Origin of the sequence: Asaia sp. VD9 (assembly GCF_037150015.1) — a bacterium.
GTDB lineage: Bacteria > Pseudomonadota > Alphaproteobacteria > Acetobacterales > Acetobacteraceae > Asaia.
In genome coordinates this window covers 160,659-182,506 of record NZ_JBBCQM010000003.1, presented here as the reverse complement: position 1 = coordinate 182,506, position 21,848 = coordinate 160,659, and the positions used below count along the sequence as shown (strand labels likewise).

Genomic DNA, 21,848 nt, shown 5'->3' with positions numbered 1-21,848 from the left:
CTGTCTTGGCCAGTATGCAGAAAAGCTTTGCCCCCCTCCTGCCCGGCCGGTTGGGCCCGAAGACCCTTTAGTCGGCGGCGTCGGCGATCTCGACCGGCTTGTCCTCAGCCTTGTGCACGCGCACGCGCGGGCCGCGGGCAGGCTTGCGGGATTCGAGCAGTGTGACCTGCTCAGCCACCTGCGCCTCGTATTTGTACTCGGCGGGGCGCTGGTTCTCGAGCGAGATCTCGGGGACCATGGGCTTTTCGGTTTCCGGTCCGAACAGGGCAACCTTGGCGATATGCCAGGGGCGCTTGACCGCATCCATGACGGCTGTCGACTCATAGCCCGAATGGACCATGCAATCGGCGCATTTCTCATAGGCACCGGTGCCGTACTGCTCCCAGGCCGTATCGTCCATCAGTTCCTTGAAGGTCTTGGCGTAGCCTTCACCCAGCAGATAGCAAGGACGCTGCCAGCCAAACACGGTACGCAGGGGCTTGCCCCAAGGCGTGCAATGATAGTTTTCATTGCCAGCCAGAAAGTTCAGGAAGAGCGGCGACTGGGTGAAGCGCCACTTCTTGCCCTTGCCCAGACGGAAGATGTCACGGAAGAGCTGCTTGGTCTTCTGGCGGTTCAGGAAGTGCTCCTGATCGGGCGCACGCTCATACGCATAACCCGGTGCCGTCATGACGCCATCGACGCCGAGCGCCATGACTTCATCGAAGAAACGCGCCACGCGCTCAGGCTGCGCGCCGTCGAACAGCGTGCAGTTGATGGACACGCGGAAACCGCGCTCCTTGGCGGCGCGAATGGCCGACACTGCGCGCTCATACACGCCTTCCTGGCAGACGGACGAATCATGCATCGCCTTGTCGCCGTCGAGATGAATATCCCAGGAGAAGAACGGGTTGGGCTCGTAATCATCGAGCTTCTTCTCGAGCAGAAGACCGTTCGTGCAGAGATAGACATACTTCTTGCGCGCCGTCAGACCCTTGACGATCTCGGGCATCTCCTTGTGGAGGAGAGGCTCGCCGCCAGCGATGGCGATGACGGGGGCGTCTGCTTCGGCATCGGCATCCAGGCATTCCTGCAGGCTGAGGCGCTGGTTCAGGATCTGGGCCGGGTAATCGATCTTGCCGCAGCCCGCACAGGCGAGGTTGCAGCGGAACAGGGGTTCGAGCATCAGAACGAGCGGATAGCGCTTGCGACCCAGAAGATGCTGCTTGACCACATAGCGTCCGACACGGACGGCCTGCATCAATGGAACGGCCATGTATCTCTATGCTCCTACACCAATCGACGTGCACGCACGGGACCAGAAAAGGCCCGGCGGAAATAGCGCGTCGACGTCAAACGTGAGACCCGCAGGTCGTATGATTTCGCAAGACATCACCGAAATCGGGACCGGCGCGCAAGACTGAAAAGGATACGAACGGGATGGTAAAACGCTGCCTATACACCCTGCAGGTGGCCCACCTCAACATCGATGACGTTTCATTGCGCGATCTGTGTCATTTTGGCGACATGTAAAGGCAATAACTAACCAATTTTTAAGCCGAAATCTGTTGCACCCCACATCGTGATTCGCGCATTCGCTCCTCTCGTTATTGCAACACGGTGGGAAGATTGCACTTTTCGACGTTATGTCGGACATATGCGACAGTGATTGATGAGCGGATGTCTTGTTTAAAACACGAGTCACCCCAGCTTCCGACTACGGATCCGGACACCTGTCGGCACCGTTTACCGGGACAGATTTGAGGACGCAGCATGACACGATTTCCCATCACCACGCCCGACGCGATTCCTGCGCGGCGCCTGAGCCGTGCCGCGCTCGGGCTCTTGGCCCTGATTTCGGCACCCGTCGCGTCTTCCTTCGTGTTCATGCCTGCTCCCGCCCTGGCCCAGTCCGAGGCCCAATCGCCGGCCGTGGCGCCCATCAACGACCTTTATACGGCCCTGAAGCAGATTCAGTCCCCGTCCAGCGGCACACCTGAAGCCCGCGCCCAGATCATGGCTCCGGTGATCGATCGGATTTTCGATCTGTCGACCGTGCTCCATAACTCCATCGGCATGCGTTACACGACGCTGTCTGCAGATGAGCAGACGAAGCTGCTTACCGCTTTCCGACAGTTCACCATTGCCCGCTATGTTTCGAGCTTCAAGCAGGGTGGTACGGCGCAGTTCACGGTCAGCCCGACCACGCGTCCCGCCCCCACGGGAGGCAGCACCATCGTGAGCACATCGATCGGTGACGGGTCGGATTCTGCGACCGCTATCAATTATGTGATGATGCCTTCTGGCGGTGGATATCGCATCGTCGACATTCTGCTCAATGGTCACATCAGCCAGGTTGCCGCCCAGCGCGCTGATTTCAGCTCGACGCTGGCCCGCGGCGGCGCGGATGCCCTCGTGACCCTGCTCAACCGCAAAACCGCAAAGTTTATGAATAATTAAGATGCACTGTCGGCCCCCTGCAATAAAACACCCGGAAAAGGGGAGAGGGGGCGCGTGACTCTCGTTTTGAACTGGCTAGGTTATGCCTCTGCGGGGATCGCGTTGTGTGGATGCGCTCAGTCGGCAATCGGCGCGGGGCTGATCGCTGCGTTCCGGCGCCAGGAAAAGAGCGCGGTTCGCCTCGATGCGCGCCAACCCACGCGCATCGAGGCGAACACAACCCAGATTCTCCCCCCGGTGACGGTGCTCAAGCCCCTGCATGGCGACGAGCCGATGCTCGAACAGGCTTTGCGCAGCTTCTGCGAGCAGGACTACCCGCGTTTCCAGCTCGTCTTCGGCGTTCAGCGCAAGAGCGATCCAGCCATCGCCATCGTGCAGCGTCTGATACAGGACTATCCCGAGCGCGATATCAGCCTCGTAATTGACGATACGGCGCACGGAACGAACCGCAAGGTCGCCAATCTGATCAATATGTATCCGAGGGCGAAGCACGATGTCCTCGTGATTTCCGACTCCGATATTCATGTGCAGCGCGGCTATCTGCGCGATATTGCAACAACGCTCGCACGTCCTGGCGTCGGCCTCGTGACGACGCTCTATGCTGGACTTCCTGCAAGCAAGGCGTTGGTGCGTGAGTTCGCCGCCTCGCAGATCAATCATAATTTCATGCCTGGCGTGATGATGTCTCGTCTGCTGGGGCGTCAGGACTGCCTTGGTGCCACCATGGCCCTGACGCGCAGGCTGCTGGAACGGGTGGGCGGTCTGGCGGCTCTGGCCGATCACGTGGCCGATGACGCCATTCTGGGCCAGCTTGTGCGGGCCCATGGGCAGGAGATCGCCCTCGCCCCATGCATGACCTGGACAACCGTTGCCGAACCCTCGGCGGGCCACATGATCGAGCACGAATTGCGTTGGGGGCGTACGGTCAAGAATGTAGAGCCGGTCGGTTACGGTCTCTCGGCCATTCAACTTCCCCTTTTCTGGTCGAGCGTTGTCCTGGCCTGTTTCTGGCCCGCACGCGGTGCTCTGTGGTTTTTCCTTGGCGTCTGGGCGATTCGCAGCCTCGCAGCCATGGCGATCGACCGAAACGTGGGGCGCCTATCCCCTGCCCTCTATGCCCTGTTTCCGCTGCGCGAATGGCTGTCTGCCGCCATCATGGTGGGCAGCGCGCGCGGCAAGCGCGTGGCCTGGCGTGGCCAGACCCTCCATATCAGGCGAGCGGCGCCGATTACACCGCCAATACAGCCGGTCGAACCCGGGGATTAGACTTTTTACCGTTTCAGCCTCATATGCTGGGGCATTCGTCAGGAATACCTGACCCTTTCACCTTTGCGGATCTTGAGATCCGGTGGTTTTTGCGAGGACCTTCATTGTCATGATGCGCACGCTCTTTCTTCAGCCCCCTTCATTCGACGGTTTCGATGGCGGCGCCGGGTCGCGTTACCAGGCCAAGCGCGAAATCCGCTCCTTCTGGTTCCCGACCTGGCTGGCACAGCCTGCCGCCATGGTCGAAGGCTCACGCCTGATCGATGCCCCGCCGGCTGGCATTGGCATGGAGCCGATCCTGAAGGACGTGATGAATCGCGACCTCGTGGTGATGCACACCTCCACACCGTCTTTCGCCTCTGACGTACGCGTTGCGCAGATGCTCAAGGACGCCAATCCCAAGCTGATGATCGGCATGGTTGGCGCGAAGGTGGCGGTGCAGCCTGACGAATCGATGGCCAAGGGCAGCCCGATCGACTTCGTGGCGCGCAACGAGTTCGATTTCACGATCAAGGAAATTGCCGAAGGCCGCGATCTGAAGGACGTGGACGGCATCACCTGGCGCAACAAGGATGGCGAGATCATCGCCAATCGTGACCGCGCCATGATCGAGGACATGGACTCCCTCCCCTTCGTGACCGAAGTCTACAAGCGCGACCTCAAGATCGAGGATTACTTCATCGGGTATCTGATGCACCCGTATATCTCGATCTATACCGGTCGCGGCTGCAAATCGCGCTGCACCTTCTGCCTGTGGCCGCAGACCGTGGGGGGCCATCGCTACCGCACGCGCAGCCCCGAGCACGTGGCTGCCGAAATCCGTCTTGCCAAGCAGTATTTCCCGCAGGTGAAGGAGTTCATGTTCGATGACGACACCTTCACAGACGATCTGCCCCGTGCGGAAGCCATTGCGCGTGAGATGGGCAAGCTGGGTGTCACCTGGTCGTGCAACGCCAAGGCGAACGTGCCCTATGAAACGCTCAAGATCATGAAGGAAAACGGGCTGCGCCTGCTTCTGGTCGGCTATGAGAGCGGCAACCAGCAGATCCTGCACAACATCAAGAAGGGCATGCGCGTCGAAACGGCGCGCGAGTTCACCAAGAACTGCCACAAGCTGGGCATCAAAATCCATGGCACCTTCATTGTCGGCCTGCCCGGCGAGACGAAGGAGACCATTCAGGAAACCATCCAGTTCGCCCGTGAGATCAACCCTCACACGCTGCAGGTTTCGCTGGCAGCTCCCTATCCCGGCACGGCGCTGCACAAGCAGGCTACCGAGAATGGCTGGTTCAACGAAGCTGAAGCCGAGCTGATCGACGAAAACGGCGTGCAGATTGCCCCGCTGCACTACCCGCATCTGTCTCATACCGAGATCTTCAACTCGGTTGAGGAATTCTATCGCAAGTTCTACTTCCGCGCGCCGAAGATCGCCTCGATCGTCAACGAGATGGTTCGCAGCCCGCAGATGATGAAGCGTCGTCTGCGCGAAGGTGTGGAATTCTTCCAGTTCCTCAAGGGCCGCAACGCGGCCTGATCACTCAGGCGTCGTCTGTTCCTATGCGTCGTTTGATCATCTCGGCCGATGATTTCGGCCTGAGCGAAGAGGTCAATGAGGCCATCGAGATTGCCCATCGTGATGGGTTGCTCTCGACGGCCAGCCTTATGGTAGCCGGCCCCGCAAGCCTGGACGCCGTGCGTCGGGCCAAGCGTCTGCCTAATCTGCGGGTCGGGCTGCATCTGGTCGTGATCGAGGGCGATACGGCCCTCCCTGGCGCGACCATACCGGCCATCGCCACGCCTGATGACCGGTTCGGCACCAGCCAGCTCGGTCTGGGCGTGTCCTATTTCTTCCGCCCCGCCGCGAGGCGCGCGCTGGCACGTGAGATCGAGGCCCAGTTTCGAGCTTTTCTTGCCTCGGGCCTGTCGCTCGATCACGCCAATGCGCACAAGCACATGCATCTGCACCCGACAATCGGGCGCCTACTGATCGAAACCGGGGGGCATTACGGGCTGCGCCATGTGCGTACACCCAGCGAGCCTGCCGGGCCACTCAGCGCTGCCGAGACCCATCTGGACTCGCTTGGGGCCTCGGCCATGCGCCGCTGGTGCGGGATATTGCGTCATCAGATCGCCCGAGCGGGCATGACAACCAATGATTCCTGTTTCGGATTGGCCTGGAGCGGCCAGATGCGCCCAGGACGTGTGGCAGGTCTGGTCCCGCACCTGCCCGAGGGTCTGTCTGAGATGTATTTCCATCCGGCTCTGGAACAGAACGCGCTGCTCAAACGCCTCATGCCCTATTACGACCAGCGTGGCGAATTTGATGCCTTGGTGAGCCCGGAAGTCAGGGAGGCTGTGCGCAAAAGCGCTGTCACGCTTTGCGACTGGTCGGGCAGGCCTGTCGCCACACCCTGATCTCCCGAAAAATCATGCACGCGAGCTTGCTCTTGATACGGCTCAAGGCGCATCGGAAAAAACGTGAAGCCCGCCACGCGGGCTTCACGTCAGACACTCTCAGAGAGCGGAATCCACCCAGGCCTTGAGCGCACTCTTGGGAAGCGCACCGGTCTTCTGGGCGACGACCTCACCATTCTTGAACACCATAAGCGTCGGAATGCTGCGCACACCAAAACGCGTCGGGGCTTCAGGATTCTCGTCGATATTGATCTTGGCCACCGTGAGACGGCCCTTGTACTCCCCACCAATCTCATCGAGCGCCGGCGCGATCATCTTGCAGGGGCCGCACCATTCAGCCCAGAAATCAACCAGTACCGGGCCTTCGGCCTGCAGCACATCCTTATCAAAGCCGCTATCGCTGACAGCTACGGTATTTTCGCTCATCCTGTTCTTCCTTTCCAATGCAGACCGCTCAGGTCCGTCTCAGCATCACATATCAGCAGTTCCTTCTTGGCGTTCAAGAGGGAAGAGCGCCTGTCGGTTCCACCACGTCGCGTGCCGAGAGGCTCCAGACTTCAGAACCTTCCTTCAAGGCACCGTGTTCAGCAGCCCCGGCGCCTTGTCCTGACAGATCGAAAAACCGCGATCGGCGCCTGTGACGCGTGTTTCCCCCCAAGAGCCGAAGCGGCATCGCGCGCACGTGACAGCGAAATCGCCCGCTCCTGAGAAACACGGGGGAGCGCGCGACGTTTCATGGTCAGCTTCCCTCTGTCGGGGAAGCATTCTCTTCGGGAGGCGCCTGAAGGCGTAGCCCGGGCCAGCCAGTTGGAGAAGCGCTTTTGTCGATGCGGTCCATTCACCCTGCGCACTCTGCGCGAGCCCTCTGCCTCCGGGTTCTGGGTGGCGTGAGCCTGGTGGCTCTTATCGCGACCGCACAGGCACAGCCCACCCTGGCGCCGCTTCCCCCATCGCCCGACGCCCCTGATTACGTACCAGTACCCTTGATTGCCGCCGCACCGTCGAGCAGCAACACGCAGCGTGTCCCGATGAGCGCGTTTGATCCGCTTGTCACCCCGGCAACACAACGTCTGCTCCCCGGCAAGATCGTTTTTTCCATGCTGGTAACGCCCGATCTGACCAAGGCCGAGAATTTTTACGGTCCGCTTTTCGGCTGGAGTTTTCGCCCTGTGAACGGGGGTAAACATCCTCGGGTCGAGATCATGCAGGCTGGCCGGGCCATCGGGACGATGGTGGCGCACCCGCTGGATAATCCGAAGCAGGATGTTCCCTTCTGGCTTCCTTTCATCTCAACTTCCGATACGGCAACGGTGGCACGGGTGACGAAGCGCTATGGAGGGCACGTTCTGTTTGGCCCGCGCAAATGGGACGGGCTGGGTCAGGCAGTGATTGTTTCCGACCCCCAGCAGGGAATATATGCCGCGCTGAGCGCCCAGTCTGGCGATCCGGAGGATCTCTCCACTGCGCCCATGCTGGATAGTTTCTCCTGGGCCACGCTCCTTACCCCCTCACCCAGCACCGCCGCCGGGTACTATCAGATGCTGTTCAATTACCAGGTCACGGCTGCTCCTGAGGCCGATAGCGGCGCGCATTACATCCTGTCCTCACAAGGACAGGAACGGGCAAGTGTGAACACCCTTCCCCCTGACGTGATGCCCAGAGACAAGGCGCGCTGGATACAATTCGTGCAGGTGCGCAACAGTGCCACCACCGCGACACGGGCGGTTTCTCTCGGTGGACAGGTCATCGTTCCAACCCATGTCGATCGCGATGGAGCCCTGATATCCGTGATCGCCGACCCGACCGGCGCTGTATTCGGCGTGATCGAAGCCCAGAGAGACATGCTTGAGATGGGACCGGCGCAATGAGAAAGGCTTCTTGCGGCAAATCCGCTGCGCTCTTCGCGCTGCTCGGCCTCTGCGGGCTTGGCTTGTCCGGCTGTTACGGCCATGACGATTATTACGGAGGGGGCTATTACGGCTATCCCGGCGGGTGGGGGCGTCAGGGCTGGAACGGGGGCTATTCCGTTGGCCCGCATTACGCCGGACGTGGCTGGGGCGGACCCGGCTATCGCAACCGTTATGACCGGCCGCGTCAGGATCATGGAGATCATGGGGATCATGACAGGGGGCATTTCGACCGCAATGGCGGCGGCCACCATCACTGATTTCCTCAGACTGGGTGCCGTCCTACTCCTGCCTGGAACGTTTGCTCCCGTATGGGCCACGCCTCAGCCTGTCATGGTCAGCTTCTGACAGGCGCAGGCTGCGCGGATCGGACAGGGGCTGCTTGGCTCCGAGGCCGTCGAGGCATAGGGTGGGAGAGCATCCCCACCGGGACATGCCCCCCGGCGCCGGGCTGCGGCAGATCAGGGTTCGAACGGGACAAAGCTGAGTGTCGGCCCCTCCGTCCATACCAGAACCAGAACGATCTCATGGTCAGGATAGAGCTGTGAGAGCACAGCGCCATAAGCATTCATCTGGCGACGATAAGCAGCGGGAACGGCCTGACCCGGGCGCGGAGGCTTCTGACCTGTCTTGTAGTCGCAGAGCATCACCTGGCTGGGCGTCACGCACAAACGGTCAACCTGTCCAAGTACCACCTGGCCTTGCGCAATGCCCGTCACCGGCTGCTCAGCGAGGCTGCCGGGCGCAAAAAGCGGGGCAAGGCTCTCGTGAGTCAGGATGGCACGTATCTGAGTCAGAAGCTGCGCGCGGTCCTCTGCCGGGAGACCATGGGCCGGCTGGGCAAGCCAGTTTTCGGCCAGCACGTCCCATTCCTCAGGGTTTCTGTCCGGCAGCCATTGCAGGAGCCTGTGCACGAGTGTGCCCCGGTTGATGGCCCGCGCGCGTCTGCTCTCATGCCCTGACGCCAGAACAAGCGGAGAAAGCGCGGGGGGCGCCTCGCCAAAACGCGCTTCATCCGGTCGGCTGGGCGCCAGAGGTCGTGTGAGGGCAGCCTCCTGTGGCGCGGGGATTACACGCCAGTCCGGTGCACTGCCCAGAAATCCGGGGAGCGCTATCAGAGCAGGTTCATGATGCCTGGCAGGAAGTGCGGTTTGATGCTCGGGCTCGGCTTCGATCACGAGGGCCTCTCCCTCCCACCCGCCCTCGAAAGACTGCGGTGCAGCCCCGAGACGGTCGAACCCGTCCCGGCAGAGCGTGTACCATGAGGTGTCGCTCTGCTTCTTTCGGGGTTCCCAGCCGCATATTACAAGCCAGTCACTGGCCCTTGTGAGCGCGACGTAGAGCAGGCGGTTACGCTCGGCCTGCGCCGCCGCTTTTTCCGCTTCTTTCAGACGGTCGCCCAGATCGGAAGGCAATTCCCGGCCCGGCATCCAGACGGGCAGATCAAGACCATTCTGACGGGTCCAGAGCAGCTTTCTCTCGCCTTGAACCTCCCCTGTCATATCGGGCAGCACCACCAGACGCGCCTGCAACCCCTTGGAGCCGTGCACCGTCATAATCCGCACGGCGTCGATCTCCGCCTCGGCCTCACGCTTGACGGTCAGGCTGCTCGAAGCGAGCCAATGCAAGAAGCCCTGCATGGAGGGCGCATGAAGCCCCTCGAAACGCAATGCCGCAGAGAGCAAGTCATCAAGAGGTTCAGCTGCTTCCGGCCCGAGGCGGGCAAGGGCGCGCGCGCGCCCTTCATGGCGGCCGAGCGCATCGGCAAGGATCTGATAGGGCGTCGCGAAATCGATGCGGGTCTGGAGTGCGGAGAGGCGCTTCCAGGCGCTCTGCCAGTCTGGCCGCTCACGATGACGCTCCCGCAGCACGGTCCAGAGCGGCACATCACCGCGCCCCATGGCAAGATCCATGAGCGAGGAATCGCTGACCCCACCAAAAGGCGAGGTCAGGGCCGTGGCCAGGGTCAGGCTGTCCTGTGGCAGAAGCAATGCATGGCACAGCGCCATCATATCCTGAACGGCGAGCGAGTCAGTCAGTCCCACTCCTACCAGCGTGGCGACCTCGACTCCCTGCCCCTTGAGCGCGCGGATCAGCGCCCTGAGGAAAGCAGAGCGCCTTGGTACCAGGACCAGAATCTCCCCCGCGCGCAGCGGTGCCTGACCCGGCTGGGGGGACTTGCCGATCTGGCCTGCAATCCATTGCGCCAGATGATCGGCCAGTTTCTGGGGAGCCCGGCTCTGGCCCGCATTGCCCGTCGGTGCGGCCCAGGGATCATCGATCCCGTCTTTCTCGTCCTTGGGCACGAGCGGCCATAGTTCAACGCGTCCGCCCTGCCCGGGACGCGCCGAGCGATGAGGCGGCAGAATGTCGCGCCCGGGCTCACGCAGCCCCTCGGCCGCCAAAGGGTTGGCGAAAACCGAATCCACCAGATCGAGAACGGGCGCGACCGAGCGAAAGGACACGCCGATCTCGGGGATGCGCCATTCCTGCCCTGCCCCCTGAACCATGGCCTCGAAACGCTCGCGCGCCCGGAACAGGCCTTCGGGATCAGCGCCCTGGAAAGCGTAAATGGATTGCTTGAAGTCACCCACAGCAAAGACCGTGCGGGGCCGCCCCTCCATTTCGCGCGCGCTCTCGCCCACGAAGAATTCCTCGACCAGCGCGGTGGCAATCTCCCACTGGGCGAAAGACGTGTCCTGTACCTCGTCCAGCAACAGATGATCCAGACCGCCATCGAGTTTGTAGAGCACCCAGGACGCCCCAGGGTCGCGCAGCAGATCGCGCGTGCTTGCAATCAGGTCATCGTAATCGACAAGCCCCCGCTGAAGCTTGTCCTGCGCGTATTGGGCCAGGGTGGGCGAGGCGAGCGCGAAAAGCGCAAGGTTCAGCGCCACCAGACGCTCTGCCGCAATGCTGCGACCCAGCGCGATCAGGCGCTCGGCCTCCCGGGTGAAGACCTCCATGATATGAGGACGATCCCGGTTGATGGCTGCGGGCACGAATCCCCTGGCCGCGCGCGGCGTGCCGGTGCCAGTCACGAAAATGGCCTGCCAGTCCTCGGCGTTGCGGTCATGAGGCGAACGAGACAGGGCATCGAGCATCCGGCTCAGCAGAACCTGCATGGTAGGAGTGCCTAGGGGCAGCGCTTCTTGAGCACAGCGCCGCAGGGCCTCTTCCTCGGGTGGCGCAGTACGCTGGCTTCCAAGGCCATCGATGCTCTGCTCCCCTGCGCCAAAAGCCCGACGATAGGCGCGTTCGATCGCACCCGGCTCGATCTGCCAGCGTGCGAAGCTCTGGCGCAATCTGGACACACGTCCCTGCAAGCCCCTGATGCGTTCAAGATACTCTTCCAGCCCCACCTGTCCTGCCAGAAGGCTGAGACGCGCCTCCATGGTCGGGTCCCCCATTGCGCGGGACAGCGTGTGCTCGATGGCATTGGCCAAAGCGAGGCCTGAATCCGTCTCTTCCATGAGGGTGAAATGCGGATTGATTGCGGCTTCCAGCGGAAAGCGCCGCAGGAGCGACTGGCAGAAGGCGTGGATCGTGCCGATCTTCATGCCACCCGGCAGATCAAGCACGCGCACGAACAGCGCGCGCGCCGCCTGCCGCGTCTCAGCCGAAACAGGCACGCTGAGCGCATGAAGCTCCCGGTCGAGTGCATCATCGGGCAAGGAAACCCAGCGCCCGAGACGCGACTGAAGGCGATTGGCCATTTCAGCCGCTGCCGCACGGGTGAAGGTCAGACACTGAATGCGCGCGGGATCCGAACCCGGCACGAGCACCGGCGCGCCTGTCTGCGGGTCAGACACGAGAGCCGGCAGCATGAGGCGCAACAGACGATCGATCAGCAGCTTGGTCTTGCCGCTGCCAGCCGAGGCCGAGACGAACACGGAAGCCAGGGGGTCGGAGGCCAGACGCTGGATATCGTTGGCCGAAGCGATTACCTGGGATGAAGATGTAGAGCTCGGGCTCATTCTCCGCCCTCCTCACGTGCGGCGCTCCACTCCGACACACGCGCCAAATGGGCGTAGTCGCTGTAACGCGGCACATAATCGGGATGCGGGTGCGAGCGATAGGCGGTTTGCGGATCATCGAACGCCTCAACGCGGCGTCGCAGGCGATCGAGCGCGCTCTCGACCAGGGTGTCCAGCGCCTCTGCCTTGCCCGGTACGGAGAGTTCCTCCCCCCGGTTGCGGTCGCCGGTCAGACGCCAGTAAAGCAGCGAGGCCGTCTCGGCGGAAGGCAGATCGGCGAACCCGCCAAGACGCAGCATGGCAGCCTCTAGCACGAGTTGCGAACTCCATCCGGCCTCGACATCGCCCAGCTTGGGCAGGCTGCCGGTCTTGTAGTCGATAATCGTCGCGCGCCCATCCTGACCGATCTCGATACGGTCCGCACGCGCGCTGAGACGAAACGGCGCATAGGGGGGTGTCAGGGTCATCATGCCCATCTGCTCGGTCTTGAGCAGGCGCGGGGCTTCACGCATGGCCTCGCGCTCGCAAACCCAATCGGCAATACGCAGCACGCGCGGGCGCCACCACGCTGCAAGGGCCGGACGCAGGTCGCGCTTTGCCAGCGCGTCCAGCAGGGCCTTGTGTAGCGCCCGGCCTCCTTTCTGGCCATCGGTCAGCCAGCGTTCGAGCCCTTCATGCACCACCACGCCGATATCCGAACGGTCGGCCGCTTCTTCCAGAGCCGGGAGGGCCTTCAGCCTGAGCACATGGCGGGCATAGATCGCGTAGGGATCGCGCAGCCAGGTATCGATTTCCGTGACCGACAGGCGCCGGGGCCGACTGGCTACAGGGGGGCGTGGCTCCGGCGGCGGTACGGGACGCGCCGGGCCAAGCGGCTGATCCATACGTGCCTGCCAGATCAGGGCCGGATGGGATGGCAAAGACTGACCGCGTCCTTCCAGCAGGGCCTCGAGACGCACCAGCCACCGCGCCGGCACGGCAGGGGCGCCGTCACGACGCGAGGCGCTGGAGAGCACGATCTCACGACCCGACAGAAAAGCCGTGGTAAAATCATGTGCTGCCGTGCCGATCAGACGCTCAGGCGAGGGCAATCCGGCCCGTGTGCGCATGGGGCGGCTGAGCCAGGGTCCGGGATCGGTGGCGGGCGGCCAGATCCCCTCGTTCAGCCCGCCCAGAATAACCAGATCGGCAAATTGCAGGCGCGCCTCGAGGACGCCGAGGATAGAGACACGCGGATGCAGGGCCTCGCCGTCGCGCCCCTGCAACACGCGCTGCCCGAACACCATCTGCCCCGCCATCGAAGCCAGCAGGAAAGCGGGCATGCCTGACAAGGTTTGCGGTGGGAGCACGGCACCATGCGTCATCAGGCTGGCGATATGGCGTGAAAGGGCATGGCCCTCTGCACCGAGCCAAAGCCTTTCCTCCCCCGGCTGATCCTGTGTGGTGGTCAGAGCCTCGGCCGCACGTACCAACGCCGCCAGAAGATCCGGCAAAGGATGGGCAGCCTTGCCAAGCAGTGGAGAAAGCGCTTCGGACAGACGATCGAGAAACGGCCCAAGCGGTTCTGCCTGATCGGGGCTGTCGGCTGTTTCGGCGCCGCTTTGGTCCTGCTCGTGCAGCGCACGGCGCAACCCGGCAATGCCCGGCGGCGGGGCTGGCCCACGCAGAACGAGCCGCTCCAGCCGGCGCGCCGTGGCGCGGCAATTACCCGGCGTGGTGCCGAGCGCCACGAGCGGGTGCTTCAGCATGGCCAGTAACGCCACGGGAGCGAGATCGGCCGAGGCGGCCTCCGCAATCAGACGCAGCAGTATGGCGGCGGGCGTCAGGGCCAGGGCCTCCCCTGCGCTGTCATCAGCCACAATGCCGAAACGCAGCAATTCGGTCGCGACACGTCTGGCCAGAGCGCGGTCTGGCGTGACCAGTGACGCCGTGCGTCCCGGGCTGTCGACCGCTTCGCGCAGGATCATGGCCAGGGCGGCGGCCTCCTGCTGCTGGTCATCCGCCTCGACGCGCGTGATTCCGGCAAGCGGGAGACCCTCCCGGCTCTCCCCCCAGGCGGAGAGTCCCTCCATGGGGCGCATGAACAGGCTGGTAAGGCCGATACGCGCACTCAGGACCTGACGGGCGGGATCATCCTGAGGATCAACGCCGTCTGACCAGACAGCCATAGTTTCACGGGAAACATCCAAGTCATTGAGAAGTCGTCGAAATCCGGATTGAGGGTGGCTTTCGGGCAAATGGGCCCAAAGTGAGTCCGGCAAATCGAGATCGACACCAGGCAGGATCACGCAGCCCTGAGGCGCGTCCAGCACCGCCCGCAGAATGGCGCAGACGGCAAACATGCCATCGGTGAAGCCGACAGCCCAGAGCGGTCCCTGAGGCGGGGCATCACGCCAGCGTGCCGCCTGCGCCTGCAAGACGGCCACCTGCCGGGCCACCGGGTTCATCAGCCCCGTCTCGCGCAGCCATTCAGGCCAGGCCTCTGTGACGATATGGAGGAATTGCAGCGTCTTGTGCCAGTGATCCGCAAAGCGCGGCTCAGCTGCATCGGGCAGGCGCTCGCGCAGATCGACCGCGACACGCTCGGCGTCATCCATCAGCTCTGCCAGCGCCGAGGCAAGCGGCCAGGCCTGCTCAAGCGTCAGATCCGCGCTGAACACCCCCCTTGCCTGCAGGACCAGAGCCGCCAGAACCGACAGGCGGCGCAAGGGATCAACAGCAGGCGGAAAGGAGAGTGCATCGGCACCGGCCAGAGCGAGGTCGTCCTCATTCACGTCGCTGACAGGCACGATACGGGGCAAAAGCGCGGCTCGCCCATCGAGACAGCGCAGAAACGCCTCGGTCAGATTGCGCGCGGCCCGTCGGCTGGGGACCAGAATAAGCGCGTTCTCCGCTCCATGCTGCGCAGGCCCTGCGAGCCAGCGACGCGCCACATCATCGAGAAAGGAGCGATCAGCCGGAATGGTCACGAGGGTCACAGGCGGTCACTCCACCCCTTAATCTGCGCCGTACGACAGGCTTCCTCCGCCCCTTGGGTGAGCGTGAGGTGGAGCGCGTGAGCCGGGAGTTCATCCCCCGCCCGCTCTGGCCACTCCACGAGCATGATGCCCTCCTGCACCTCATCCCAGCCCAGCTCGAAAAGGCCGTCCGGCCCATCCAGACGCCAGAGATCGAAATGCGCAACCGCTCCCTTTGATGTGTCATAGAGCTGAACGAGAGAGAACGTCGGACTGGGTACCTCCAGCGTCGGATCGTTAGCCAAGGCCCGCAGAAAGGCCCGAGCAAACACGCTCTTGCCCATGCCCATTTCACCATGCAGCGCGATCACGTCTCCTGGCTTCGACAACTCTGCGACACGGATGGCAAGAGTTTCGGTGGCAGACTGGTCGGGAAGATCGAGTTCGCTCATGGGCGTAGTCTAGAACTGCGCCGAGGGGATGGGTAGGGGCTGCGAGAGGTCGAGACACACCCAACCCGCGTCGCTCTGTATCACAACAATCTCTCAATTTTAGGCTTTGCTGACTCTTGGGGCCAAACTCAGCCTCATCAATATAATCGGCCCACAAATAATAAATACGATCATAGAAATAAAAAATGGATCGTTCGATAAAATTAGCATGTTACACACCGTTGATTGGTGGTTGCTCGTTTAGGCTCAGGACTCATAGCCAGAACATGACGGTAGCAGCGAGGCAGATGGCGGAGAAAAAGACGATCGGGCATCTGTCGTAGCGCGTCGCGACCCGCCTCCAGTCCTTCAGGCGGCCGAACATCGTCTCGATGCGATTGCGCCGTCGGTATTTGCGCCTGTCGTAACTGACCAGCGTCGTGCGGAATTTCCGGCCGGGAATGCAGGGTTTGATTCCTTTTTCTTCCAGTCCGCCCCTGCACCAGTCGACGTCATATCCACGATCGGCAAGGAGCCATTTCGCCGCAGGAAGACTCTCCAGCAGAGCCGCGGCGCCGGTGTAATCACTGAACGGACCTGCCGTCATGAAGAAGCTGAGCTTTCGGCCGCTCCCATCGGTCACCGCGTGTAGCTCCGTGTTCATGCCGCCTTTGGTGCGCCCGATCAGGCGGCCCGCATCCCCTTTTTTGCCCGCAGGCTGGAAGCCGTACGGTGCGCCTTAAGGTGGGTCGCATCAATCATGATCGTCTGATGGTCCGCCCTGCCAGCCGCCAGGCCGTCCCTCAGACGGACAAAAATCCCCTCAGCGCTCCATCGCTTCCAACAATTGCAGAGCGTCTTTTGCGGCCCATATTCCTGCGGTGCATACTGCCAGCGCAGTCCATTGCGGTTCACCAAGATGATCCTACTCAGCACGCACCGATCATCGACACGTGGTCTGCCATGGCTCTTGGGAAAGAACGGCCGCAGACGCACCATCTGTTCTTCCGTCAGCCAATACAGGTCGCTCATCCTCAGTCTCCACGCAGAGGCTGAATCAGACTCTTCCATCCAGATCCATGGGTCCCGAGCCTCGCCGACACCTTGGACAAGCACGCCTACCCCTGCCCAAAGGCCTGAACTATATCCCCCGCCAAATTATCGATTTATTTTGGATACAATGCTGCGATTTCAGCCGATCGACAAGTTTCTTCAAGCCCGGAGGTCCAAAGTCCCCCCCCCCAATCGTGTAGGGTGGTTACAAAAAGGCCACCGCCGATTGATAGAGAGGTCAGCCGCTGCTCATGAGGAGAAAGCCCGCTGATTTTCAACCGCGCGACCCTCGATGGGTCTGACAAAGCCCCAATTATGGCGTCCTCAACCCTTTCGGAGCAAATGGTAAGCTGTGCCCCAGCCCCGAAGATAATGAGTCTCCATGCAGGGCCAATCTAAGCGCCCATCAAGATACATAAGGTCAGCTAGCGTTGATCGTAGTCGGTTGGATATTTTGAGCATCGCCAAAAGCCCAGGTGTGGGATGCAGGATAGGTGGGCGTAACATCGACCATCAAGACTAAAACAAGGGTACACCTCAGAAGAATATTTAGCACCCTCGGGTCAATCCTACGAACTCACACCACTCTGTAAGCCGCCAAGTCACAAATGCGGTCACACCGGAACTTGCTATCTATCGCCTCGCGATTCGGGGCGCGGCCTTATCCAACAACATCACCACATCAGACCGGTGTACTGAAGGACGGCATATGGATTAACCATACAGCCTCTGTTAAATTTCGTATTGATCTAGGCTTGTCGCGATCAGTTCCGCCTACCAGATTGACGCGGGCAAACCGTCCCGGCAAATCACTCTATCCGTTTAGTCGCCTGTCATTCCGCTCCGGAGGAGGCTGCTAGAAAACTGCGTTTCCATGGAAGACTTAAAATGAACAGACTGGAAAAATTAGTAATATCACTGAATTATTTTTGTATATTCTTAATTTTTCTAGTCATATTTTTTCTGTCATACGGCATTGTCGTTACATCTGATTATGCTTTTTCAGATGACTATGCCCTCTTGTTTGACGCTTCAGTCCGCAATCTTACCGCTGCGAGCACTATGTTAGCGCAGGGTGGCAGACCATTGTATGCGATATTCAATTACATCTTTTTGCTGACACCCAATCTGACAGACTTGGGTTGGATCAGGTTAGGCTCGATATTGGGCATAGCAAGCTTTTCCACGCTTCTGTATCGGCAGATCAGAACACACATAGATATCCCGGCGGATATGGCAGCGATAGCCGCTATTTTATGCGGCCTGGCTCCAGCATTTCAAGTATATTCAGCGTGGACCATTGATGCCCCATTCCCATGGGCGGCATGCCTCTCCGGCATCAGCCTGATGATATTGGCACGAACCGATAGGAAGCCTCTTCGTCGGCTAATTTCTTCCTATCTAGTCTTGACCACCTCCATGATGATCTACCAACCTGCAGCAATGGTATATTGGGTATTCGCTGCCGTAGTATTTTGGGATCAGCGAGACCGAAGCGCGGTAATTACACTCTATGCACAATCCTTAATTGTTATGTTTTCTGCATTGGCAACAGACTTTCTTGCAAGCAGAATAATTCCCATCATACTTTTCAATAATCCACCCCCACTTGAAAGGGCAGGTGTCACACATGATGTGTTTGGGAAGTTATACTGGTTTCTTCATGAGGTATTGCCAAACGCACTCCGCCTCCCTTCGATCGGGGACAGCTACATTGTTTCTTTTTCATGTTTCGCACTGATAACAGCAGGGCTCATATTCAAATTTCATAAAAACCCATCAAAGATTTGCCTATATGCAACCTTAATCCCCCTGTCATATGCTCCCAATTTGATCGCAAAGGAGAACTGGGGAAGTTACCGCTCGCAGGCCGCCCTTGGCGCACTCTTAACCCTTCTTTTTTTCTTGACAGGTTATTATCTGGCAAGCCTAACCAAAGCAAGGCTCCTGATACGGAATGCCGCCATTCTTGCGTTGGTCTATTTCTCGTTCCTCGCGCACAGAAATATCGACCGCCTATTTGTCAAGCCTCAGGTCAAGGAGTTGGCCCTCGTCGAGAAATATCTATCTGATGAACCTCACCTCCTCGAGAATATTCAAACAGCACAGTCTGTCTACTTCATTCCATCCCATTGGGAAAATGCCCTCGTCACTCCCATCCGGTACGACGAATTTGGCCTCCCCTCGTCAGCGCAGCCATGGGCTCCGGTCGGGATGGTGTGGTCAATCCTGCATTCGAGTGGATATCCGACGCCGCCCGGCTTACTCAACTTCACCGTGGGACCCAAAACACGGGCTCCCCTGTCCAAAGATATCGCAGTAGTCGATCTAGATATGGCCATTCAAACCAAATTCAGATGAATCAAAAAGTGTGCGATAAAGCGGCAATCGAGATGGCGCAAATAGGCGAACACCAGAAAGCAAAAAGATGAATCTCTCTCTCTTCTCCATAGCTATCTTAAGCGTGACACTGAATGCTGTGGCACAGATTGCACTAAGAAAAACGATGTTGACGTTAGGCGCGTTACCGGCGTCACTGTTTACTCTATTCTCCTTCCTGAGTAATCTCGCCGGAAATATTTGGTTCTTGGGCGGGATGCTTTGCTACGCGGTGAGTATCGGAGCGTGGATGGTTGTTCTAAGTAAAGCGGAAGTAAGCGCCGCATATCCCTTGCTGTCTATTGGCTACCTTATCACAGCTGTTATTGGTTATTTTTTCCTGGGGGAGCATGTGAACACGACCCGCGTTATCGGCATCGGCATTATCTGTGTCGGTATCGTCGTAATTTCGAGGAGCGCATAACCATGAGACATATCATCACCGGTGGATCCGGTTTTACCGGCAAGGTTTTGACACGGTTGCTTCTTGAAACCGGGAGTACCGTCGTTCACTTCGACCAAAATCCAATAGAGGATGGTATCGCAAAGGGAGATTTCCAAACGGTCAAAGGAGATATCCGGCGCCCGGACGACGTAGAGCGCCTCAATCTCACCGCAGGGGATGTCGTCTATCACCTCGCAGCGCGGCAATTCGCGAACGACGTCCCTAAACATAATCGAGATGAGTGGTTCTCAGACGTTAACGTCAATGGTACCCAAAACATCGTTGATGCCATGCAAAAGGCTGGCTCGAAGAACCTCATCTTTTTCTCGACTGACATGACCTATGGCAAGCCAGGGATTTGCCCCATCCCCCCAGATAGTGAGCAAAAACCCCTCGGTCCCTACGGTAAAAGCAAGCTTTTGGCGGAAAAAATCTTGATGGATGCCGAGGGAATCAACGCGACAATCTTTCGACCAAGGCTCATAACAGGCTATGGACGCCTTGGAATCCTTGGAAAGCTCTTCAGTCTGATCTACAGAGGTCTCCCGGTACCTATGATTGGAGATGGATCCAATCGGTATCAAATGGTTGGTGTGGATGACTGCGCGCGAGCTGCGATACTCGCTGTAGAAAAGGGATGTCCACCTGGCCCATTCAATCTGGGCTCAAAGTCTCCTCCGACGACTTATGACCTTCTATCAGGTATCATAGCTCACGCTAAATCGCGTTCCAAACTTCTGCCTATACCTGCAACCGCAATAAAGACCGTTCTATCTGCGATGGACCGTATTGGTGCCACGCTCTTGTATCCGGAGCAGTTCATGATCGCTGATGCGGACATCATGCTTGAGACTTCCAGTACAGTTGAACAACTCGGCTGGTCCCCTTCCCTCGACGACGTAAGCATGATGAATGCTGCGTACGACGCGTTCATCGCCACTAGACGCTGATTGTCGAAATCGACGAGCTTTACGAGGGTATAGAGTTGCGCCTCAAAGATATAATATACGAATGCAGGCCTCATCAGTATCTCAAGAATTCCTTCGTCCTCATAGGGCCGATGTTTTATGCCAAATGGGATTTTAGAATACTATGTCAGACTTTACTTGTATTTGTCGCATTTAGCGCAATGGCAAGCGCTGTTTATTGGATAAACGATATATTTGACGTCGATCTAGACCGACTCCATCCGACGAAACGCCAGAGACCGATTGCCGCGAAACGCATCTCAATTACCTTCGCGTATAGATTTGTCTTTATCCTGTTTTTGATAAGTACACTTATCTCCTATACGGTCAGCTATTGGGCGTTATCGTTTATTATTGGGTATGCTGCGATCAATATTTTATATTCCTTGAAGTGGAAACACGTCCCAGTCATCGACGTATTCATCATTTCTTTTGGATTTATGTTGCGCATACTGGCGGGCACCATGGGCTTAGGGATTACCACGTCATCCTGGCTGGTCTTGTGCGGCCTTATGCTAACTTTATTCTTGGGCTTCTCTAAGAGACAGGCCGAGCTCATGAGTATAAACGATCATCCAGATCGAAACAAACTCCTGTCACGCAAAGTACTAGACGACTACTCACCCGCCATGATTGAGCAATTTATGGCGATAAGTGCAGCATGTACGATAATTTCCTATAGTCTCTACACGGTATCCCAAGAAACTATAACGAAACACCACACTAGCGATCTATTCTATACTGTACCTTTTGTTATCTATGGTATTTTTAGATATATATACCTGCTGCACAAAAAAAATGGTGGACAGGATACAGCCAGAGACCTTTTGTTCGACCGGCATATGTTGATAACAGGTATCTCATGGATAATTTTAACTACCATCATCTTAACAACAGCGAGATGAACATGGCGGTTATCAATGAACGCGCGCACAAAAGCCTGGCTTTATTTGATTTCGACGGAACGCTTACCCGAGGAGACAGTCTTTGGCGTTGGCTCTTCTTTGCTTTAAAACCAATAAGACTTATCAAGTCTGCCATACTAACTCTTCCGTGGCTTGTAGGGTATCGGCTAGGTTATATTTCTAATAACGAGGCAAAGGGGCGCCTTCTGAGCGCTGCTTTCGGAGGAATGTACGCGGAGAACCTGCGCAATGTTGGTCGCCTCTTCGCTGAGGAAGTCATCCCGCAAATCCTCAGAGAGGATATGATGGCTCGCGTGACGAGCTACCAGAGCCGAGGTTATGAATGCGTTCTGGTCAGCGCCTCCCTAGACTACTATCTCGAGCCTTGGGCAAGGTGTGCGGGTTTTGTGCAAGTCCTCTGCTCGTCGTTGAAGACGGACGAATTGGGAAAAGTAGGCAGCGGTTTCGCTGGCCTCAACTGTCACGGCGCGGAAAAAGTCGCTCGTATCCAACGCTATATTGATTCCCGGTCGGATTGTAAGCCTGTCGTCATAGTCGCTTATGGCGACAGTCGAGGAGATATCCCCATGATGGAGCTTGCGAGAGAGGCATGGTGGGTAACTCGTAGCGGAATTGAGCCATTTACTCGCTCTGCTGACAAAAACACCCACGAGCCCTGACTACTCAGCATCGTCCCTGATACGCG

Annotated in this window: 17 protein-coding genes; 11 read left to right on the top strand and 6 right to left on the bottom strand. The window is 58.9% G+C overall.

All coding sequences use genetic code 11. The features are described from left to right. Window positions 1-67 precede the first annotated feature (67 nt). Window positions 68-1,255 carry an adenosyl-hopene transferase HpnH gene (gene hpnH, locus WFJ47_RS05450; protein WP_127102672.1) on the bottom strand — a complete coding sequence of 396 codons (1,188 nt, stop codon included), beginning with the start codon at window positions 1,253-1,255 and terminating at the stop codon, window positions 68-70. A 497-nt stretch (window positions 1,256-1,752) separates the two neighbouring features. Between hpnH and WFJ47_RS05445 the strand changes: the two genes are divergently transcribed. The 4 genes from WFJ47_RS05445 to hpnK all read left to right on the top strand — a co-directional run bounded on the left by WFJ47_RS05445 (window position 1,753) and on the right by hpnK (window position 6,120). Beyond that, window positions 1,753-2,439: an ABC transporter substrate-binding protein gene (locus WFJ47_RS05445; protein ID WP_127102673.1), complete on the top strand. Its 687-nt coding sequence runs from the start codon at window positions 1,753-1,755 to the stop codon at window positions 2,437-2,439. A gap of 54 nt (window positions 2,440-2,493) precedes the next feature. After that, a complete protein-coding gene (hpnI, locus tag WFJ47_RS05440; protein WP_336761401.1) occupies window positions 2,494-3,705 on the top strand; it encodes a bacteriohopanetetrol glucosamine biosynthesis glycosyltransferase HpnI in 1,212 nt (403 codons plus the stop codon). Between the two features lie 109 nt (window positions 3,706-3,814). After that, the gene (hpnJ, locus tag WFJ47_RS05435; protein ID WP_127103072.1) at window positions 3,815-5,239 is read left to right on the top strand and encodes a hopanoid biosynthesis associated radical SAM protein HpnJ; all 1,425 of its coding nucleotides are present in this window, start codon (window positions 3,815-3,817) and stop codon (window positions 5,237-5,239) included. A gap of 23 nt (window positions 5,240-5,262) precedes the next feature. Beyond that, window positions 5,263-6,120: a hopanoid biosynthesis-associated protein HpnK gene (gene hpnK / locus WFJ47_RS05430; RefSeq protein ID WP_336761398.1), complete on the top strand. Its 858-nt coding sequence runs from the start codon at window positions 5,263-5,265 to the stop codon at window positions 6,118-6,120. A gap of 99 nt (window positions 6,121-6,219) precedes the next feature. On the opposite strand, the gene trxA is transcribed toward hpnK, so the two are convergent. Next, a complete protein-coding gene (trxA, locus tag WFJ47_RS05425; RefSeq protein WP_031240847.1) occupies window positions 6,220-6,546 on the bottom strand; it encodes a thioredoxin TrxA in 327 nt (108 codons plus the stop codon). Window positions 6,547-7,016: 470 nt separating this feature from the next. Between trxA and WFJ47_RS05420 the strand changes: the two genes are divergently transcribed. Both WFJ47_RS05420 and WFJ47_RS05415 read left to right on the top strand, forming a co-directional pair. After that, entirely contained in the window at window positions 7,017-7,988 is a 972-nt protein-coding gene (locus tag WFJ47_RS05420) for a VOC family protein (RefSeq protein ID WP_336761396.1), read from the top strand. Then, window positions 7,985-8,287: a hypothetical protein gene (locus WFJ47_RS05415; RefSeq protein WP_336761394.1), complete on the top strand. Its 303-nt coding sequence runs from the start codon at window positions 7,985-7,987 to the stop codon at window positions 8,285-8,287. Before WFJ47_RS05420 ends, WFJ47_RS05415 begins: the two co-directional genes overlap by 4 nt. Before the next feature lie 201 nt (window positions 8,288-8,488). Here WFJ47_RS05415 and addA read toward each other — a convergent pair whose 3' ends face one another. From addA to WFJ47_RS05395, 4 genes are all read right to left on the bottom strand, one after another. After that, entirely contained in the window at window positions 8,489-12,004 is a 3,516-nt protein-coding gene (gene addA / locus WFJ47_RS05410) for a double-strand break repair helicase AddA (RefSeq protein WP_336761393.1), read from the bottom strand. Continuing rightward, entirely contained in the window at window positions 12,001-14,982 is a 2,982-nt protein-coding gene (gene addB, locus WFJ47_RS05405; protein WP_336761392.1) for a double-strand break repair protein AddB, read from the bottom strand. Before addB ends, addA begins: the two co-directional genes overlap by 4 nt. Next, complete coding sequence (tsaE, locus tag WFJ47_RS05400; protein WP_336761390.1) at window positions 14,979-15,413, bottom strand: tRNA (adenosine(37)-N6)-threonylcarbamoyltransferase complex ATPase subunit type 1 TsaE; 435 nt, start codon at window positions 15,411-15,413, stop codon at window positions 14,979-14,981. Before tsaE ends, addB begins: the two co-directional genes overlap by 4 nt. 253 nt (window positions 15,414-15,666) lie before the next feature. Then, window positions 15,667-16,424 (bottom strand): IS5 family transposase gene (locus WFJ47_RS05395; protein ID WP_336761388.1). Its coding sequence is split into 2 segments (ribosomal slippage): window positions 15,667-16,091 and window positions 16,091-16,424, totalling 759 coding nucleotides; the frame shifts between segments, so codons are not numbered across the junction. Window positions 16,425-17,333: 909 nt separating this feature from the next. On the opposite strand from WFJ47_RS05395, the gene WFJ47_RS05390 reads away from it, so the two are divergent. The 5 genes from WFJ47_RS05390 (at window position 17,334) to WFJ47_RS05375 (ending at window position 21,822) form a co-directional block, all read left to right on the top strand. Further along, a complete protein-coding gene (locus WFJ47_RS05390) occupies window positions 17,334-18,806 on the top strand; it encodes a hypothetical protein (protein ID WP_336761386.1) in 1,473 nt (490 codons plus the stop codon). 67 nt (window positions 18,807-18,873) lie between these two features. After that, window positions 18,874-19,248: an SMR family transporter gene (locus WFJ47_RS05385; RefSeq protein WP_336761384.1), complete on the top strand. Its 375-nt coding sequence runs from the start codon at window positions 18,874-18,876 to the stop codon at window positions 19,246-19,248. Window positions 19,249-19,250: 2 nt separating this feature from the next. Further along, window positions 19,251-20,219, top strand: a complete 969-nt coding sequence (locus WFJ47_RS05380) for an NAD(P)-dependent oxidoreductase (protein WP_336761382.1) — start codon at window positions 19,251-19,253, stop codon at window positions 20,217-20,219. A gap of 35 nt (window positions 20,220-20,254) precedes the next feature. Further along, window positions 20,255-21,142 (top strand): decaprenyl-phosphate phosphoribosyltransferase, encoded by an 888-nt coding sequence (locus WFJ47_RS16545; RefSeq protein WP_408868621.1) that lies wholly within the window; start codon window positions 20,255-20,257, stop codon window positions 21,140-21,142. Next, window positions 21,100-21,822 carry an HAD family hydrolase gene (locus WFJ47_RS05375; protein ID WP_336761380.1) on the top strand — a complete coding sequence of 241 codons (723 nt, stop codon included), beginning with the start codon at window positions 21,100-21,102 and terminating at the stop codon, window positions 21,820-21,822. Before WFJ47_RS16545 ends, WFJ47_RS05375 begins: the two co-directional genes overlap by 43 nt. Window positions 21,823-21,848 lie beyond the last annotated feature (26 nt).

Coding starts and splice junctions, on each gene's coding strand:
- hpnH (WP_127102672.1), bottom strand. CDS start 1,255: ATGGCCGTTCCATTGATGCAGGCCGTCCGTGTCGGACGCTATGTGGTC.
- WFJ47_RS05385 (WP_336761384.1), top strand. CDS start 18,874: ATGAATCTCTCTCTCTTCTCCATAGCTATCTTAAGCGTGACACTGAAT.
- addA (WP_336761393.1), bottom strand. CDS start 12,004: ATGAGCCCGAGCTCTACATCTTCATCCCAGGTAATCGCTTCGGCCAAC.
- WFJ47_RS05380 (WP_336761382.1), top strand. CDS start 19,251: ATGAGACATATCATCACCGGTGGATCCGGTTTTACCGGCAAGGTTTTG.
- WFJ47_RS05375 (WP_336761380.1), top strand. CDS start 21,100: ATGGATAATTTTAACTACCATCATCTTAACAACAGCGAGATGAACATG.
- trxA (WP_031240847.1), bottom strand. CDS start 6,546: ATGAGCGAAAATACCGTAGCTGTCAGCGATAGCGGCTTTGATAAGGAT.
- tsaE (WP_336761390.1), bottom strand. CDS start 15,413: ATGAGCGAACTCGATCTTCCCGACCAGTCTGCCACCGAAACTCTTGCC.
- hpnJ (WP_127103072.1), top strand. CDS start 3,815: ATGATGCGCACGCTCTTTCTTCAGCCCCCTTCATTCGACGGTTTCGAT.
- hpnK (WP_336761398.1), top strand. CDS start 5,263: ATGCGTCGTTTGATCATCTCGGCCGATGATTTCGGCCTGAGCGAAGAG.
- WFJ47_RS05415 (WP_336761394.1), top strand. CDS start 7,985: ATGAGAAAGGCTTCTTGCGGCAAATCCGCTGCGCTCTTCGCGCTGCTC.
- WFJ47_RS05390 (WP_336761386.1), top strand. CDS start 17,334: ATGAACAGACTGGAAAAATTAGTAATATCACTGAATTATTTTTGTATA.
- WFJ47_RS05445 (WP_127102673.1), top strand. CDS start 1,753: ATGACACGATTTCCCATCACCACGCCCGACGCGATTCCTGCGCGGCGC.